We start from the raw sequence: 16,264 nt of genomic DNA on the forward strand, positions 1-16,264 counted from the left end.
CCGACGCCCGGTACTGCCCGCCGCACCCGGCCGACAGCGCCCAGTGCGGCTCTCCGGCGGGAAAGCGCAACGCTCCGCGGCCCGTTGTACGGACCGCGGAGCGTGGGGGCTGCGCACGGCTCATCCGGCGACGAGGTGCGGCAGCGGGGTTAGATGTACAGCGTGTTGGGGGGAAGGCCGCAGAGGATCCTGCCGTACAGCTCGTTGTTGGTGTTCGGGTGCATGAGGGCGTGCAGGTTGACGGCCTGGACGTCGCGGGAGATCCGCTGGATGGCCACGTCGCTGTAGATCGAGGAGCCGCCGCTGGCCGTGGCGAAGATGTCGACGGCCTCCTTGGCGAGCTTGCAGACCGCGCCCATGTCGGCGCGGACCCTGGCACGCTCCTCCAGCGACCACTGCGTTCCCTGCTCGCTCTTGCTGTCGACCGTGTCGGCCAGGCGCTCGGCGTGGAACTGGGCCTGGTCGATCTTCAGCGACGCCTCGGCGACCTGCAGGTGCGTGAGGGGCGCCTCGCTCTGGCTGTCATAGGCGGTGTAGGTGATCTTACGTCCGGGCAGCCGCTGGAGGAACGCCGTCTTGGCGGCCTTGGCCAGACCCAGCACGGTGCCCACCGATGAGGCGGACGCCACGGGGAGCAGGGGGGCCCGGTAGATGGGGGTGCCGGCGTTCAGCTGCGAGGCGTACTGCTCCTGCAGGATCGCGGGCAGCGGCAGGATGCGCTCCGCCGGGACGAACACGTTCTGCGCGATGGTGCTGACGCTTCCCGTGCCGCGCAGGCCCGACGTGTCCCAGTCGTCGAAGATCTGCAGGTCGGACATCGGCACCAGCGCCATGATCGGCATGGGCTCGTGGTCCGGCCCGGCCTGGATCGCCACGATCTCCTGCCACTGACTGTGCCAGGCGCCGCTGACGAATCCCCACTGACCGTTCAGCACGGCGCCGCCGGCGACGGGGGTGGCCATGGCGGTGGGGCTCAGGGTGCCGCAAACGCGCACGTTCGGGGTGGAGAACACCTCGTCCTGGACCGCGTCCGGGAACAGGCAGGTCATCCACGAGGGGATCCAGTAGACGGACGCCGTCCACGAGGTGGAACCGTCGGCCTGGCCCAGTTCGGCACCCACCTCGACCAGGGTGCGCGTGTCACACTCATAGCCGCCGTAACGGGCGGGAACCCGCATCTTGAAGATGCCGGCATCGGCCAGAGCCTCGATCGACTCATCGTGGATGCGCCGGTTCTCCTCCGCCCATTTCGCGTTCTTCTGTAGCGTCGGCCCAAGCTCGGATGCCCGCCGCACCAGCTCTTCCCGCGTCGGAACCTCGGTCCTCAACACCATTTTCTCCTAATACATCATCGGACGAGACGCTGAGCCACACGACCGGCGTCCAGCTGGCGAGCGGCGTATCCGGATCGTTCAGGCCGCGGACGAGATCTTCGCCGCCGCCGCTACCCTGAGGATCAGTGACTCGAGGTTCGGGTCCTCCTCGAAGATGTCCCCCACCTCGATCGCGATGCCGAGCTCCTCCTCGATCCGGGATACGAGACGGACCGCGGAGATCGATTCACCTTCCAGATCGAAGAACGTGGCGTCGGCCAGGTCCTCGGGCACGTCGAGCACGCGCCGCCAGATCTCGCCGACCTTCTCCTCGATCAGGGAGAAACTGAGCTCACTGGGAAGATTGTCATTCACCTGGTGTCCTCCCTTGCCAGATAAATGTCGCTGATTGTTTGCCGGTCACGGCTGAAAACCTGACGCCGGTCCCTGCTGATACATCGTCACAATTGGCGGGGCCAGGCACATCTCCGAGATTGCGAGATGGATCCGGCGAACAGGGTCGGGCGATTCGGCATACCGGAAGAAGGGCGATCACACCCGCAGTATTAAGGTCGGCGCACGATGTGCAGGCGAGGGGGAGCGAATGCGAAACGCATGGTCCTCGAATGTCGAGGAGCAGGTCACGGAAATCTGGAACAGCGTGCTGGAAGTGGCCGAGGGTGAGGACGGCGCGACGTTCTGCGAACTCGGCGGGCGGGCCATCTCGGCGGTGCGGATCGTCGCCAGGATCCACGACAGCCTCGGCATCAGGGTCGAGCCCGGCGAGTTGTTCAAGGATCCCGCTCTGGACGCGTTCCTCAGCGCCGTCCTGGTGCAGGCCAAGCCCGCGCGGCAGTGAGCCGGCGCGGGCTCCCGGCATGGCCGCTCAGGTGAGCAGCGGAAGCCGTTCGACGGCCGGGAAGTCCAGCGGCCTGCCCGCCATCGTCCGGAAGAGGGCGGCCTCCATGTCGAGGCCGGTCACCGACTCGATGGTCGCGAGGACCCTGGCGTCGCCCAGCCGGGCCTGCGACTCGACCATCAGCGGCCCGTCGCCGGTCAGGATCACCTCGGTGTGCGCAGGCCCGAAGCGGTAACCGGTGGCGTCCAGGAAGGCGGTCACCAGATCGGTGATCGCGGCGCGGCCGGGACCGGGCAGCGAGCGCAGGTTCTCGGCCAGGTCGAGCGGGGCCGTCTTCCCCCAGATGCCGGCCACGTGGTGCCGTCCCTCGACGGTGAGGGTCTCCACGCTGTAGGCGGGCCCGCGCAGGAACTCCTCGACCGACCTCACGCAGGGAAGGCCCACCTCGGCGAGCAGCCGCCGCATCTCGATCGTGTCGTTGATCCGGCGCAGGGACCCGGCCGGATGCGGCGAGAGCCCCAGGGCCCGCGCCTCCTCGCAGACGGCGAGCTGCGTGGCGGGACGGCCCAGGTGGAAGATGTGCGCCACATCCTTGCGCACGGCCGTCTCGTAGACCAGCCTCCGCAGCACGGCCACGTCGCCGGAGCCGGTGAGCGTCAGCTCCTCCGACAGCCGGGCCACGTCCTCCAGGTGGTCACCGCTCTGCTGCGTGGGATCCCAGATCGAGTAGATCTCCAGCCCCTCGGCCACGGCTTTGCGCACATGCTGCCGATACGGCATGACCATGAGGATCCTGTTGTTCCGCATCATGGGCCTCCACCCGACGACTGGTCGCCTGAGAAAACGGGCGTCCATTCATCGTCGGGCCGGAGATCACCGCGACGCATCTCCCGGAGTGCCTGGCTGGCCGCGCACGCGCAGCGTCCCCCGCCGGAGAGCAGACCGGCGGGGGACGCCTGGGTGTCACTTGGCGAAGAACTTCGCCAGCGGAGCCGCCAGAATCTCGGGAGACGCGTCGTGCGCCTGGCCCTCAATGACCTGGTACTCGGCGTTGGGGACCACTTCGGCCACCGCCTCGCCGGCCTTCTGCATCCAGGGGGCGCTGTTGCCGCCGGCCAGGACCAGGGTCGGCACCTTGATCGAGGCCAGCCGGTCGGCCGGCAGCGCGCTGCTCGGGCCGACGACCGCCGCCTCGTAGACGAGCGTGTGGGCGACGGCTTCCATCCCCGCCCAGAACGGCGACTCGCGCATCTCGCCCAGCATGCTCTCGGGGACCTCGGCCGCCTCGACCATGAACCGCGCCACCACGTCGCCGCGACGGTCCTCGGCGATCAGGTCGGCCAGTTCGGCCTCGAAGTTCGGCGCGATCGGCGAACGGGCGTCGCCGACGATGTACGGCGGCTCGAACACGGCGAGCTTGCCCATGGCCAGCCCGCTGGCCGCCGCCTGCAGGGCCAGCGCCCCACCGGAGGAGCCACCGAACACGGCGGCGTCGGAGCCGGCGGCCTCGAGAACCGCGGCCAGGTCTTCGATCTCACGCTCCATCGCGTACGGCAGCGTGTCGCCGCTGTCGCCGCGCCCGCGACGGTCGTAGTTGAAGACGGTGAAGTTCGGGGCCAGCGCTGCGGCTATCCCCGCCCAGATGGGGTGAGACCGGTCGCTGAACCCGCCCGTTACGAGGATGACCGCCGGACCCGTACCCGACTGATCGAACACGATGGTGGTGCCGTCTGCTGATGTTACATCCATTTTCATCTCTCTCTGGTAGCCATCGACAGTGTGTCCGTACCCCCGGACGCGGGCGGTCGTGATATCCGACCCGAATTACAAGCCCCGGCACAGCTTGAAACAGCTTGCCGTAAGGGACCCTCCTCCGTCTTCTTCCAGCGTGCTTTTGGGCCCCCTATTTAAGAACGGCATCCCGCCTTACCCACACCGCAAGCCGGGAGATGCACCATGAGCGACCCGGAGATCACGATGCGAAGGTGAGGGCCGGCGACACGGCCCCGCCGGTTCGCATCCTCTCCTCTTCCAGCCGCTGAGTGAAGGAACGAAGCATGAGTACTTCATCGACCATCACCGACGACACGACGGCCATCCGCGAGGTGCCGCAGCGCATCATCGCCGCGTGGGCCAAGAACGACGGCGATGCCTTCGCCAAGGCCTTCACGGAGGACGCCATCATGATCCTCCCAGACGGGGTCTTCGCCACCAGCCGCGAGGGCATCCGCGCGTTCATGGGCATGGCCTACTCCGGCCCGCTCAAGGGGACCAGGGTCGCGGGCAAGCCCGTCTCCGCGAAGTTCCTCGGCGCGGAGGCCGCCGTGCTGGTCACCCAGGGCGGTGTCCTGACCGGCGACGAGACCGAGGTCTCGCCCGAGCGTGCCGTACGGGCCACCTGGGTGCTGGCGAAGCAGGACGGGGAGTGGCTGATCACTTCTTACCAGAACACTCCGGTCGGCTCCTGACCCATGCCCGCTCGCACTCCCGGCAACCGATCGGCGATCGCCGATCGGTTGTTTCGTTTTCGCACCGTCACGGGTCGTTAAAGCGCCGATGACGCAATTCAGGAGGTGAATCGGCGCGCCGTACGGGTGACGATTACGAGAGCACCCGCCTTTACCAACAATCGGTCAAGTCATGTGGCAAGTCCGGAGGGCACGGAATGAAGAGCAACGACCTTGGGAAAGCCGCGGTCGACGACGTCACCATCGAGGTTCCGACCGTCGACGACTGGGACGACATCTATGCGACGTTCTCCGCTGGAATCAACATCGACGGCGACCCGCAGAGCCTGGAGGCCGAGCGCGAACTCTTCGAACCGGAGCGCTCGCTGATCGTCCGGCGCGGGGACCAGGTCGTCGGCACGCTGGGGGGCAACACCCGGCAGATCGCCGTTCCCGGCGGGGTGATCTCGGCGGCGCACGGCTGCCGCGGCGCCGTGTCCGCCACCGTGCGGCGCCAGGGCATCCTCACCCGGCTGATGCGCCGGCACTTCGAGGACGCCAGGGCCCACGGTGAGCCCATCGCCCTGTGCTGGGCCAGCGAGGGACGCATCTACCACCGCTTCGGCTACGGCGTGTCGGTCCGCAGGATCGGGCTCAACGTGAACTCGCGTGAGGCCACCGTGCCGCAGGCCCCCCGCTCCGGCAGGATCGTCGAGGGCACCGCCGCCGAGCTGCGCGAGTCGCTCGTCAAGCTGTACGACCAGGTCTACGCCGACCAGCCCGGCTGGTCCGAGCGCACCGCCGCCCACTGGGACTACCGCCTCGCCGACCTCATGGGGCAGCGGGCCGGCGCCTCGGCGCTGCGGATCATCATCCACGAGGGCGAGGGCGGCGTCGACGGCTACGCCCTGTGGCGCGTCCGCGGCAACTGGGCCGCCACCGGTCCGGCCGGCGAGGTCGTCGTGGTCGAGCAGGTGTCCACCACCCCCGAGGCCTACCAGGCGCTGTGGGGCTTCCTGCTCTCCGTGGAGCTCACCCGCTCCGCCTCGACGTGGGCGTCCTCGGTCGACGAGCCGCTGTTCTACTGGGTCGGCGAGCCGCGCCAGCTGTCCGCGCACCTGTGCGACGCGCTCTGGGTCCGGGTCGTCGACGTGCCCAAGGCGCTCGCGGCACGCCGCTACGCCACCCCGCTCGACGTCGTGATCGAGGTCACCGACGACTTCCTGCCGGTGAACTCGGGCAAGTGGCGCCTGACCGGCTCGGCCGAGTCGGCCTCCTGCTCGGCCACCACCGACGACGCCGACCTGGCCTTCGACATCCGGGCCCTCGGCGCGGTCTACATGGGCGGCACGTCCCTGTCGGCGCTGGCCGGCGCCGGGCTGGTCCGGGAGCTGCGGCCCGGCGCGCTGGCCGCGGCGGCCCCCGCCTTCGGCTGGCACAAGACCCCGTCCGCCTTCGAGATCTTCTGACCGACGTCACGGAGACGCCCGCCACCCGGTACGCCGGGGGCGGGCGTCTCTCGTTGGGAGGGCCCTCCGGTCGCGGCGAACGGCACGAAGTCCGGCCAAAGGGACAGCATGGGCGTCGGGCCCCGCGCGACGTGCCATTCTGGGCGATTCATGGCCCACTCCGGTACGAGGGAACGCCCGATTCAGTCCCGTACACGCCCGGTTCAGGCTCCCCGCACTCGCCCGATTCAGTCCTGTACGCGCCCAGTTCAGGCTCCCGTACGCGCCCGGTTCAGGCTCCCGTACGCGCCCGGTTCAGGCCGGCCGCACGGAAGCGGACGACTCGCTCACAAAGGACGTCCACGGCGGTTCCTGAATACCCCTGGCGAATGGGGGCGGCCCAGCCCATGCGAAAGACTCCTTCCCCCGCTCGGACCAGTGGTCCAGGCGGAAGAAGGAGCCCTTTGGCTCGCTCGCGAAACCGGAGAAACTACACGATCTCCAGCGGCGCATCGGGATCGGTGATCACAAGGCGCAGCGTCCGGCTGAAGCCCGCCACCATGTCACTGATCGTTTCCTCGTCGAAGAGATTGCTGTTGAAGGCCATCGACCCGACGAGTTCCCCGGTGTTGTCGATCTCCAGGTGCCACATCGCGCCGTCGGGGACGTCCCCGCCCACCGGCTGGGAGAGCAGGCTTCTGCGGATCACCGAGTAGTTCAGGTCCCCCGCCGTCTCGGGCTCGCCCGCGAGCGGGGAACGGAAGACCTGGAACACGACCAGCGCGATGTCGTCCTCCATGGCGGGCAGCATCAGCTCCGGCGCCTCCCCCAGCACCTGGGCGAACGGCAGGTCGTGAGCGTACGCCGAGACGCAGGTGCCCCGGGTCCGGGTGACGACGTCGCGGAATGTGCCGCACTCCGCCGCGTCGATCCGCAGCGGCATGAAGTTGAAGAACGACCCGACCGTGTCGTGGAACCTGGCGTCGCCCCGGCCGGAGGAGAACGTCGGGATGACGATGTCGGTCGTCTTCGCCCGCTGCCCGAGATACACCGCGTACGCGGCGAGCAGCACCATGAACGGCGAGGAGCGCGTCTCCTTGCCGATCCGCTGGACCGCCAGGGTCAGGTCGGCGGGCAGGCGGAACCGCTGCCAGGCCGTGGCCTTGGGCAGTCCCTCCGATCGCGGGTGGTCGGTCTTGATCCCCAGCACCCGCGCGCCGGCCAGGGTGTTCCGCCAGTACTCCTGCGACCGGGCGGTGACCGGCGAGGTCAGGGCCGTCTGCTCCCATTCCACGTACTGCCGGTACTGACGCGCCTTGGGCGGCGCGGGCACGTCGTGGCCGGCGCGCACCGCGTAGGCGTGCGCCAGGTCACGCATGATCAGCCTCATCGACCACTCGTCGGCGCCGATGTGGTGGGCGATCAGCACGAGCACCGCGTCGCGCTCGTCGAATCGGCCCACCACCGCACGCACCAGCGGCAGTTCGCTCAGCGGGAACGGCTCGGCCTCGACCTCGTTGAGCAGTTCCTCCGCGCTCCGGTCACGGTCGTCCCCGGGGACCGCAGACAGGTCGCGGACGGTCAGCAGGGCCGGGGACGGCGGGACCACCCGCTGGTGGCCGCCGCCGCCGTCCTCACGGACGATCTCGGTGCGCAGGGCCTCGTGGCGGACCACCACGTCGTCCAGCGCCTCCTGAAGCAGGGCGGCGTCGAGGGGGCCGGACAGCCGCCAGCCGCAGACGATGGTGTAGCGGGGACCGAACGGCCCTTCCTCATCACCCTTGTCGAACCCGCGCAGGAACGCCAAGTTCCACGAGAGCGGAACGCGATCGAGATCGCTGCGCAGGCTCGGCACTTCGGAAACGCTCATGACTCCTGACTCCTCAACCCAGTTCGATGCGATTGGACGGGCCTGCCCGCCGTACGGACCCGCGGTGTGACTCGGGAGCGGGTCACGAGACGGGCGTCTTGTCCTTTCCGACCGGCGCGGACTGGCGGCGACGCGACTGTGCCTCCGCCGCCTTGTTCCACGGCATCGCGTTCCACAGGATGCGCGCGAGCATCGGCGGCCGCATGAGCGCCTCGGGGCCGTCGATGAGGCCGGCGCCGCGCATGTAGGCGGCGGCGACCGTGCCGTCACGGGTGGCCGCGATCTGCACCAGGCGAAGGAACGCCTGGGCCATCTTGACCTGAGGCGTACGGTCGCCCTCGACGCCCGGGAAGCTGAGGTCGACGGTGTGGGTCATCTCCCACGGCGGGTCGATCACCTTGCCGGCCAGGTCGGCGAAGTACTGGAACGGGTCGGGAACCGCGCCCGTGTGCAGGTGGTCGCGGATGGTGAGCGCGCCGAGCGCCGCGACGGTCATCCCCTGCGCGTAGACGGGGTTGAAGCAGCACACCGCGTCCCCGGTCACCAGCAGGCCGTCGGGGAACCGGGTCATCTTCTCGTAGCGGCGGCGCAGGGTCGTCGGGAAGCGGAAGGCCACCGGCTCGTCCAGCGGTTCGGCGTGCTGGAGCGCGTCATAGATGTCCGGAACCGCCAGGCTCTTGACCCACTCGTACAGGCCCTCCTGGTCGGTGGGCGGGTGGTCGCCGAGGATGCCGTAGGTGGTCAGCTCGACCCGGCCGCCGTCGGTCTTGGTGAAGATCGCGCCACGTGGCAGGTCGGGCGACGCGACGGGGTTGATCGACAGGTCGCCGTCATAGGGATCGGCGGTCAGCTTGTAGTGCTGGGTGACGTACCCCAGGCCGATCTTCGTCCGCGTCTCCTCGACCCGGGGGTAGCCCAGGGCCTCCAGCCAGATGGGGGTACGCGAGCCCCGGCCGGTGGCGTCGACCACCAGGTCGGCGTTGATGACCTGCTCGGCGCCGACGGCGCCGCCGTCCTCGTCCCCGAGCGGCTGCACCCGCACGCCGGTGACCCGGCTGTTGTCCACTGTCGTCTCCAGGCCGAGGATGTCGTGCCGCTCGGCGAAGGTGACGTTCGGCAGCGCGCTCGTGCGCTCCCGGATGTGGAATTCCAGCTTCGGCCTGCTGGCGGCCACGCAGACGAGTCCCGCGTGCTTCTGCTTGATCGGCTTTCCGTTGAAATACCAGCGCACATTGCCGGCGAGATCTCCGGTCGGCACACCGTCGGCGAACAACTCCTCGGTGATTCCGGGATACATCTCCTCCATGGCCAGCTGGCCCCGGGCCAGTAGACCATTGATATGGCGGCTCTGCGGGCACCCTCGCCGCGGACCCTCTACTCCGGTGATCACATCGCGGTCTACGACGAGTACCTCGTCATACACGTCGGCGAGCACCCTGGCTGCGAACAGTCCAGCGAGGCTCCCACCGAGAACCACCGCACAGGTTTTTGCCCCATCACCCATTGGACGCCTCCGGCTTGCTATTTCCGTCGATTACAGCGTCACACCGGGAATTAATAGGAGCATCTTCTGGAATGCTGCCTGCCGTACAGATCGCAATTAGAACACCGCAATCCGGAGGATGGCGGGAATACGCGCGCGGGAGATCCTGACCCCATGACGGAGTTTGCGAACAAGACAGTTCTCATCACTGGTGGCGGCAGCGGTATGGGGCTGGCCACAGCGCAGCAGCTCGTGGGCGCCGGGGCACGGGTCGTGCTCGCCGGGCGCAACGAGGACCGCCTGGAGAAGGCGGTCAAGGAGCTCGACGCGGGCGACCGGGTCCTCGCCGTGCCCACGGACGTGTCCAGCGTCGACGCGCTCGACGCGCTGGCCTCGCGGATCGAGCAGAGCTACGGCCGGCTCGACGGCGTGTTCGCCAACGCCGGGACCGCCGACTTCGGCCTCAGTGAGGGCGTCACGGAAGACGCCTTCGACAACGTCGTCGGCGTCAACTTCAAGGGCGTGTTCTTCACCATCCAGAAGACCGTCCCGCTGCTCTCGGAAGGCGGCTCGGTGGTGATCAACGGCTCCTGGCTGGCGCACCGGGGCCTGGCCTTCACCTCGGTGTACGCGGCGTCCAAGGCCGCGGTCATCAACCTCGTCCGCACGCTCGCCCCCGACCTGGCCGTCAAGGGCATCCGGGTCAACACCATCAGCCCCGGATACATCGTGACGGACATGTTCGAGGCCATCTCCAACACCCCGGAGGCCCAGGAGGCCTGCCGCGCCCAGGTGGCGCTCGGCCGGCTGGGCACCGCTCAGGACATCGCCGACACGGCGCTGTTCCTCCTGTCGCCCCGGTCCGCCTACATCACCGGCCAGGAGATCAGGGTCGACGGCGGTCTCACCACCTCCGTGCCGCTCTGACCCGTCCCCGCCACCCCCCACGGCGAGCCCGCTGCACGCGGGCTCGCCGTCGAACCATGTCGGCACTTCGCCACCGGCCGCCGAGAAGACCATCCCGGACGCCGGGGAACATGCGGGACGCCGGGGAACATGCGGAACGCCGAGGAAACATGCGGGACACCGGGGAGCATGCGGCCAGGCCGTACTGGGTGCCAGTACGGCCTGGGCGATCCGGTGTACGGCCTGGGCGGTCAGGACAAGGCGGTGGCGGACGGCATGATGTCGCCCCGGAACCTGCCCCGCGGGTCCACCCGCTCGCGGACGCGGTCCACGGCGGCCACCCCGTCGGCGGTGAGATGCCGCTGCGGCTGGGCGAAGGTCTCCACGAACGTGGGGGCCGTCCAGCCGGTGTCCCAGCGGGCGAGCGCCGCCCGGACGACGCCGATGTGCCGCGCGATCTCCTCGGGGGTGCCCGTCAGGCCCGGCACGCCGGCTCCCGAGTAGACGAAGCGGGCGTCGAGGTTGTCCAGCACGCCGCCCTGGGGGTGGGATCGCGCGTACGCGCCGCCGAGCTGACGCAGCCCGGCCACGATCAGCGGCGATCCGGATCCCTCGCCGACCACGCGGAGCAGCTCGTCGACGGCGTCGTCGTCCAGCTCGCCGAGCAGCAGGTGGTCGCCGTGCACGGCGACCGGGTCGGAGGGGTCCATGTGCGTGTCGAGCAGGTGGATCGGCGCGGTCGGCTGCCAGGTGTAGAGCACCGGTTCGGCGATCGCGCGCAGCGGGCCGAGCAGGTCCTCGGCGTGGCGCTGGGCGGCGGGCAGGTCGTCGGCGGTCTCGGCGAGCACCGCGCCGTCCACGCACAGGACGGGCCCGGCGGAGAGGGCGGGCGGCACGTCCGGCAGCGCGGGCAGGTTCATCACCCGTACCGAGGTCGACGCCTCCTCGGGGGCGTTCACGGTCCAGTCCCGCCAGACGCGCAACAGCCGGGGAGCGTGGACGGCGGGCCAGCAGGCCGTACCGGTGACCACGTGGGCCGCGGGGAAGAGGCCGATCTCGACGGCGGTCACGATGCCGAACCCGCCGCCCCCGCCGCGCAGCGCCCGGAAGAGCTCCGGGTCGGCGGACGCGTCCACCCTGCGCAGTTCTCCGTCGGCGGTGACCAGTTCGATCGCCGTCACGGTGTTCGAGGCCAGCCCTGTTCTGCGGCCGTAGAAGCTCAGTCCGCCGCCGAGCAGATAGCCGACGACGCCGACGGTCGGCGACGAGCCGTGGGCGACGGCCAGGCCGTGCTCGGCGGCCGCCTCGGCGACGGCGCCCCAGCGGGTACCGGCCGGGATGCGGGCGATCCGGCGTAGCGGGTCGATCTCCACCTCGCCGGACAGCTCCGTCCGGACCAGCAGCGCGTCGTCCATCGGCCGGGCGGCGGTGGAGGCGTGCCCGGTGGTGTGGACGCGCAGCGCGAGCCCTTCACGGTCGGCGAACCGGATCGCGCCGCGGATGTCGTCGACCGTCCGCGCGGTGACCGCGGCGACCGGTGTGTGCTGGACGGCCAGGTTGAACACGCTGGTCGCCGCCTCGTAGCCCGGATCTCCCTGGCGGGCGATGGCGTTCTCCGCGCCGGCGGGCGAATCGCCCTCTTCGAGGAGAGTCATGCGTCAGCCCTCGCGCTCGGCGGTGATGAAGATGAACGAGCCGGGACCCGACTGCTCCCGGATGACCAGCTTCGCGTCGGCCAGCCAGCCCTTGATCTCGTCCAGTTCGAAGAACAGCGTGCCCGCCGGGCGGCTGGGGAAGTAGTGGGCCGCCTGGAAGTGCCGGCAGACGGGGTCCGCGTCCCACAGGAAGGTCATCATCGTGAAGGTGCCGCCCGGCCGCAGGCAACGGCCGACCTCGGCGATGGCCGTGGCCGCGTCGTCGGGGAACGCCTGCAGGGCGTTCCAGCAGATCACCGCGCCGAAGCTGGCGTCCTCGAAGGGCAGCGCGAGCGCGCTGGAGCGGACCGCGGGGACCTCGGGCAGCCTGCGGCGCAGCACGTTCAGCATCGGCAGGCCGAAGTCGAGCGCGACGATCCGCTCGGGGCCCACCGTCTGGGCGATCACGCTGGTCCACCGGCCGGCCCCCGCCGCGAGGTCGAGCACCGGCCCGTCGACCGGGCGGATGCTCGCGGCGATGTAGGCGTCCTCGTCGGGCAGGGTGACGGCGCCGCCCCAGTTGCCGCCGGCCATCCGGAGGTACTGCGGGCGGAGCAGCGACTCGTAGTACAGGCCCATGCTGGGCATCTCCGCCAGCCGCTGCAGCAGGTTCGCGGTGGCCTCGTCGGCGGCTCCGGCCGCGTCGCTCACGCCTTCGGTGAGATCGAGGATGCCCTTGGTGACCGGGTAGCTCACCGCGCAGCTGTCGCACCGGACCGTCTCGTCGCCGAAGTCCAGCGCGCCCTGGCAGGCCGGGCACCGGAACGCGGCGGCGTGCGGGCGGAAGATCGCGACGCCGGGCTCCGGGCCCTCGGTGCCGTCGCCGGGCGGCGGCTCGGCTCCGCCGATGGCCACCGGCATCCCGTTCCGCACCGCCCAGTATGCCTTCAGGCCGATGTATCCCCAGACGGTCCGCGTGTCGTTGCGCCAGTTGACGGCGACCTGCTCGGGGCTCAGCGCGCCGATCCAGGCCCGGTCGAAGGCGCGCTCCTCGTCGGTGAGCCGCCACACCGACGGAGCGGGCCAGACCCGTCCCAGGCTCGGGGGCTCCGGGTCGGCCGGGTTCAGCGTCCGCAGGGCCCGGTCGAGCCGCGACAGGTCGTCGGCGTCCAGGTCGAGGCGCTCGGTCACGGCGAGGACGCGGTCCCGCTCCTCGGGGAAGTGCGAGAGCAGGTAGAGCAGCGCCTGCGCCTGCGGCCCGCCGGGGGCGGCGCGGTTCGCCAGCTCCAGATAGTGATCCATGCCCTGCCGTACGGCCGCGCGCACCGGGCCGTCGGGCACGGCGTCCTCGGCCTCGACGAGCAGCCCGAGCAGCACGAGCAGGTAGCCGGTCCGCTCGCCGTTGTCGAGGTGGGCGATGAGCTCGGGTACGGCCGGCAGGGCCAGGTCGGTGACGGCGCCGCCCTCCCACAGGGTGAGGTCGGCCACCGTTCCGGGCTCCCACAGAGCGGCGGCAAGCCGCTGGTACGCCTCGTCGAGCAGTTCTCGGGGTGCACCGATGAATTCCTTCACCAGCCGGTCTACGGTCACGGGCACGGTGTCAACACTCATCTGCGGGTCCCTCCGGAAATCCCATTCAGAAATGCTGCGGGGAGATGTGGCGGCGGCGGACGCCCCTCAGCATCACATTCACGCCGCGCGCCGGGCATCTCCCTGGATGCGATCCCCCGAGCCGGGCCGCACGACGTGACCGCAGCGCAATCGCGGAGATGCGGTGGGACCGCGCGCTGCAAATCATGGACGGTGGGCGTGCCTGTTCTGCGGCCGGCTCGGAGGGCGCCCCTTTTCGTCGACGCACGGATGACGACCTGGTGCCACGACAGTTAGAAAGAGGTCACATGAAAGGCAAGATTCCGATCGAAGTCTGGGTTCCGGATCTGACTTTCCCGGGTTGGATGGACCGGTGGTACAGGCAGGGTGCGGAATTCGAGAAACTGCACCCGGAATACAAGATCAACGTGCACGGCAAGGACTTCTGGCGGTTCCCGAGGCAGGTCGCCGAGGCGGCGGCCGAGGGGAACACGCCGGCGCTGTCGGAGTACTACTTCTACATGACCCAGGCGGCCCGCGACTCGCAGGCGCAGGACGAGAGCCCGCTGTTCACCTCGGTGGAGAAGGCCATCGGCGGCCGCTCGGAGATCCTCGGCGAGCCCGTCGTGATCGACGACATCATCCCGGCGATCCGCGACTACTACACCCTCGACGGCGACCTCACCTCGATGCCGACGGTGGGCACCACGAGCCTGCTCTACACGAACACGGACCTCCTCCGGCGGGCGGGGGTGTCGGAGACGCCCGAGACCTGGGAGGACGTCGAGGCGGCCTGCGCGGCGGTGGCCGCGATGAAGGACGGGCCCGGCCACGCCATCACCTGGTCCAACCACGGCACCTTCATCCAGCAGGCGCTGGCGTCGCTGGGCGGCCTGATCGTCAACAAGCACAACGGCAGGCAGGGCCGGGCCACCAGCGTCGACCTCGCCTCCAAGGAGATGATCATCTGGGCCGAGTGGTGCCGCAAGCTGCACCGGGACGGCCACCTCCTCTACACCGGCAAGATCCCTGACTGGGCCGGCACCCTGCGCGCCTACGCCGACCAGGACGTGGCGATCCGGATCTCGTCGTCCAACGACGTGAACTACATGTTCAGGGCCGCCGAGGACAACGGGTTCGGCATCGGCGTGGGCGTCTTCCCCTACAACCACCGCCTGCCGTACGCCGGCAACGCGATCGCGGGGACCTCGCTCTGGATGGCCAACGGCCTGGACGAGGCGACCCAGGAGGGCGCGCTCGCCTTCCTGATGTACCTGCACAGCCCGCGCAACGCCGCCGAGCGGCACAAGGCCAACAGCTTCCTCCCCCTCACCTACTCCGCGCAGGCCCTGCTGGAGGAGGAGGGCTGGTTCGACAGGTACCCCCACCACCGGCTGGCCTACGACCACGTCACCCGGTTCCCCAAGCGGATCGTCGAGCAGCGGCCGGAGCTGGCGGGGCGGACTCCGCTGTCGGAGGGCGCGCTGTTCGGCGACTTCGCCGGCAACCAGGACGTGATGACCCGCGCGATCGGCGACGTGCTGGCGCGCGGCGCCGACCCGCTGGAGCGGTTCACCTTCGCCAGCGTCGAGGCGCAGCAGCTGCTGGACGCCTACAACGAGTACGCGCTCACCTCCGGGTTCCGCGACCCGGAGAACAGCCCCATCAACAGCCTCAGCGTGGAGGCCTTCAGCGAGGCACGGGCCGGCCGCGACTACTCGGCGGCCGACATGGAGGCGGTCGTGCGGCTCAACCGCTGACCCGCCACCGGAAAGGTCCGCGGACGCCACCGGCGTCGGCGGACCTTCGTGCGCGGGGCGGGCCTCTCACCCCGCCCGCCACCAAGGGCACGCCCACCCAGGAACCATCTGCCCGCCAGGATCAGCTCGCCGCACGCCAAAGCCGCACGCCAAGGCCGCACGCCGAAGCCGCACGCCAAGGCCGTACGCCAAGGCCGCACCCCGGGGCCGTACGCCGAGGCCGGCCGACACGCGAAGGATCGCCCGCGGCCTGCCCGCACACAGATGATCCGGCCGGCACACATGTTGCCGACCGGATCATCGATGCGCCGGAGGTCACCCCCCGGCGCCCGCCGTCCGCTCATCCCCGGCGGCCGCCTGAACTCGGGCGGCGGACCGCGGAGGGTGAGCAACGTGCTGTCGCGCGACCCGTCGGCACCCCCTGCCATGCCTGATCCGCTTCCGCGGCTGCGACGGGCCGGCGTCCGGCGGACGCCCTACTTGACGGTCGCGAGGTGCGTCTCCAGGGCGTCGAAGAAGTGGCCCCAGCCCTCCTCGGCGCGCGGGAGCTCCTCGTCGGGGAGGGTGCCGACCTGGGCGAAGCGCATCTCGGTCTGGCCGCCGACCTCGTTGAAGGTGACGGTCACCACTTCGACGCCCGCCTGCCCGGGGGCCGCCTCCTTGCCGCTCAGGTCCTCAAGGGTGAGGACCAGTCGCTCGCTCGGCACGATCTCGCGGTAGACGCCGGTGAACGGGACCTGGGTCTCCTCGTCCACCACGATGGTCGCGCGCCACTCGCCGCCCGGCCGCACGTCCATGGTGATCGTGTCCAGCGGGGCGCCGAACCAGTGGGTGAAGTGCTCCGGCGTGATCCACGCGGAGAAGACCAGGTCGCGCGGCGCGTCAATGGTCCGGGTGATCTCGATCCTGCCGCTCGTGCTTACCGTCATAGTCAGGGCCTTTCCTGGACTTTCG

The 16,264-nt window shown here is 70.0% G+C and carries 14 protein-coding genes; 5 read left to right on the forward strand and 9 right to left on the reverse strand.

Going from position 1 to position 16,264, the window contains the following annotated elements; all coding sequences use genetic code 11:
* Nucleotides 1-149 precede the first annotated feature (149 nt).
* Nucleotides 150-1,334 carry an acyl-CoA dehydrogenase family protein gene (locus tag MBA17_RS22505; protein ID WP_238498522.1) on the reverse strand — a complete coding sequence of 395 codons (1,185 nt, stop codon included), beginning with the start codon at nt 1,332-1,334 and terminating at the stop codon, nt 150-152.
* Nucleotides 1,335-1,412: 78 nt separating this feature from the next.
* A complete protein-coding gene (locus tag MBA17_RS22510; protein WP_238498523.1) occupies nt 1,413-1,688 on the reverse strand; it encodes a phosphopantetheine-binding protein in 276 nt (91 codons plus the stop codon).
* Nucleotides 1,689-1,917: 229 nt separating this feature from the next.
* On the opposite strand from MBA17_RS22510, the gene MBA17_RS22515 reads away from it, so the two are divergent.
* Nucleotides 1,918-2,172: a phosphopantetheine-binding protein gene (locus tag MBA17_RS22515; RefSeq protein ID WP_238498524.1), complete on the forward strand. Its 255-nt coding sequence runs from the start codon at nt 1,918-1,920 to the stop codon at nt 2,170-2,172.
* 27 nt (nt 2,173-2,199) lie between these two features.
* Here the strand turns inward: MBA17_RS22515 and MBA17_RS22520 are convergent, their stop codons facing one another.
* Nucleotides 2,200-2,979 carry an ATP-grasp domain-containing protein gene (locus MBA17_RS22520; protein WP_238498525.1) on the reverse strand — a complete coding sequence of 260 codons (780 nt, stop codon included), beginning with the start codon at nt 2,977-2,979 and terminating at the stop codon, nt 2,200-2,202.
* 156 nt (nt 2,980-3,135) lie between these two features.
* Nucleotides 3,136-3,921: an alpha/beta fold hydrolase gene (locus MBA17_RS22525; RefSeq protein ID WP_238498526.1), complete on the reverse strand. Its 786-nt coding sequence runs from the start codon at nt 3,919-3,921 to the stop codon at nt 3,136-3,138.
* Nucleotides 3,922-4,229: 308 nt separating this feature from the next.
* On the opposite strand from MBA17_RS22525, the gene MBA17_RS22530 reads away from it, so the two are divergent.
* On the forward strand, nt 4,230-4,640 hold the full coding sequence (locus MBA17_RS22530) for an SgcJ/EcaC family oxidoreductase (RefSeq protein WP_238498527.1): 411 nt from the start codon (nt 4,230-4,232) through the stop codon (nt 4,638-4,640).
* A 197-nt stretch (nt 4,641-4,837) separates the two neighbouring features.
* A complete protein-coding gene (locus tag MBA17_RS22535) occupies nt 4,838-6,088 on the forward strand; it encodes a GNAT family N-acetyltransferase (RefSeq protein WP_238498528.1) in 1,251 nt (416 codons plus the stop codon).
* 469 nt (nt 6,089-6,557) lie between these two features.
* Here the strand turns inward: MBA17_RS22535 and MBA17_RS22540 are convergent, their stop codons facing one another.
* Nucleotides 6,558-7,937 (reverse strand): condensation domain-containing protein, encoded by a 1,380-nt coding sequence (locus MBA17_RS22540; RefSeq protein ID WP_238498529.1) that lies wholly within the window; start codon nt 7,935-7,937, stop codon nt 6,558-6,560.
* Between the two features lie 82 nt (nt 7,938-8,019).
* Nucleotides 8,020-9,234, reverse strand: coding sequence for an NAD(P)/FAD-dependent oxidoreductase (locus MBA17_RS22545; protein ID WP_238498530.1), 1,215 nt, complete (start codon nt 9,232-9,234; stop codon nt 8,020-8,022).
* Nucleotides 9,235-9,594: 360 nt separating this feature from the next.
* Between MBA17_RS22545 and MBA17_RS22550 the strand changes: the two genes are divergently transcribed.
* Nucleotides 9,595-10,347 (forward strand): SDR family NAD(P)-dependent oxidoreductase, encoded by a 753-nt coding sequence (locus MBA17_RS22550; protein ID WP_238498531.1) that lies wholly within the window; start codon nt 9,595-9,597, stop codon nt 10,345-10,347.
* 230 nt (nt 10,348-10,577) lie between these two features.
* Here the strand turns inward: MBA17_RS22550 and MBA17_RS22555 are convergent, their stop codons facing one another.
* Nucleotides 10,578-11,981: an FAD-binding oxidoreductase gene (locus MBA17_RS22555; RefSeq protein ID WP_238498532.1), complete on the reverse strand. Its 1,404-nt coding sequence runs from the start codon at nt 11,979-11,981 to the stop codon at nt 10,578-10,580.
* 3 nt (nt 11,982-11,984) lie between these two features.
* Nucleotides 11,985-13,571 carry a class I SAM-dependent methyltransferase gene (locus tag MBA17_RS22560; protein ID WP_238498533.1) on the reverse strand — a complete coding sequence of 529 codons (1,587 nt, stop codon included), beginning with the start codon at nt 13,569-13,571 and terminating at the stop codon, nt 11,985-11,987.
* A 344-nt stretch (nt 13,572-13,915) separates the two neighbouring features.
* On the opposite strand from MBA17_RS22560, the gene MBA17_RS22565 reads away from it, so the two are divergent.
* Nucleotides 13,916-15,310, forward strand: coding sequence for an extracellular solute-binding protein (locus MBA17_RS22565; RefSeq protein ID WP_238498534.1), 1,395 nt, complete (start codon nt 13,916-13,918; stop codon nt 15,308-15,310).
* Nucleotides 15,311-15,786: 476 nt separating this feature from the next.
* Here the strand turns inward: MBA17_RS22565 and MBA17_RS22570 are convergent, their stop codons facing one another.
* The gene (locus MBA17_RS22570; protein ID WP_238498535.1) at nt 15,787-16,239 is read right to left on the reverse strand and encodes an SRPBCC family protein; all 453 of its coding nucleotides are present in this window, start codon (nt 16,237-16,239) and stop codon (nt 15,787-15,789) included.
* Between the last annotated feature and the right edge of the window lie 25 nt (nt 16,240-16,264).

The sequence above is a fragment of the Dolomitihabitans soli genome, from assembly GCF_022213955.1.
Taxonomy (GTDB): Bacteria; Actinomycetota; Actinomycetes; order Streptosporangiales; family Streptosporangiaceae; genus Streptosporangium_A; species Streptosporangium_A soli.

Bases quoted from the DNA above. Each gene is read 5' to 3' on its own strand.
- MBA17_RS22535 (WP_238498528.1), top strand. From the start codon at position 4,838: ATGAAGAGCAACGACCTTGGGAAAGCCGCGGTCGACGACGTCACCATC.
- MBA17_RS22565 (WP_238498534.1), top strand. From the start codon at position 13,916: ATGGACCGGTGGTACAGGCAGGGTGCGGAATTCGAGAAACTGCACCCG.
- MBA17_RS22560 (WP_238498533.1), bottom strand. From the start codon at position 13,571: ATGAGTGTTGACACCGTGCCCGTGACCGTAGACCGGCTGGTGAAGGAA.
- MBA17_RS22515 (WP_238498524.1), top strand. From the start codon at position 1,918: ATGCGAAACGCATGGTCCTCGAATGTCGAGGAGCAGGTCACGGAAATC.
- MBA17_RS22530 (WP_238498527.1), top strand. From the start codon at position 4,230: ATGAGTACTTCATCGACCATCACCGACGACACGACGGCCATCCGCGAG.
- MBA17_RS22550 (WP_238498531.1), top strand. From the start codon at position 9,595: ATGACGGAGTTTGCGAACAAGACAGTTCTCATCACTGGTGGCGGCAGC.
- MBA17_RS22545 (WP_238498530.1), bottom strand. From the start codon at position 9,234: ATGTATCCCGGAATCACCGAGGAGTTGTTCGCCGACGGTGTGCCGACC.
- MBA17_RS22505 (WP_238498522.1), bottom strand. From the start codon at position 1,334: ATGGTGTTGAGGACCGAGGTTCCGACGCGGGAAGAGCTGGTGCGGCGG.
- MBA17_RS22520 (WP_238498525.1), bottom strand. From the start codon at position 2,979: ATGCGGAACAACAGGATCCTCATGGTCATGCCGTATCGGCAGCATGTG.
- MBA17_RS22570 (WP_238498535.1), bottom strand. From the start codon at position 16,239: ATGACGGTAAGCACGAGCGGCAGGATCGAGATCACCCGGACCATTGAC.
- MBA17_RS22555 (WP_238498532.1), bottom strand. From the start codon at position 11,981: ATGACTCTCCTCGAAGAGGGCGATTCGCCCGCCGGCGCGGAGAACGCC.
- MBA17_RS22540 (WP_238498529.1), bottom strand. From the start codon at position 7,937: ATGAGCGTTTCCGAAGTGCCGAGCCTGCGCAGCGATCTCGATCGCGTT.
- MBA17_RS22525 (WP_238498526.1), bottom strand. From the start codon at position 3,921: ATGGATGTAACATCAGCAGACGGCACCACCATCGTGTTCGATCAGTCG.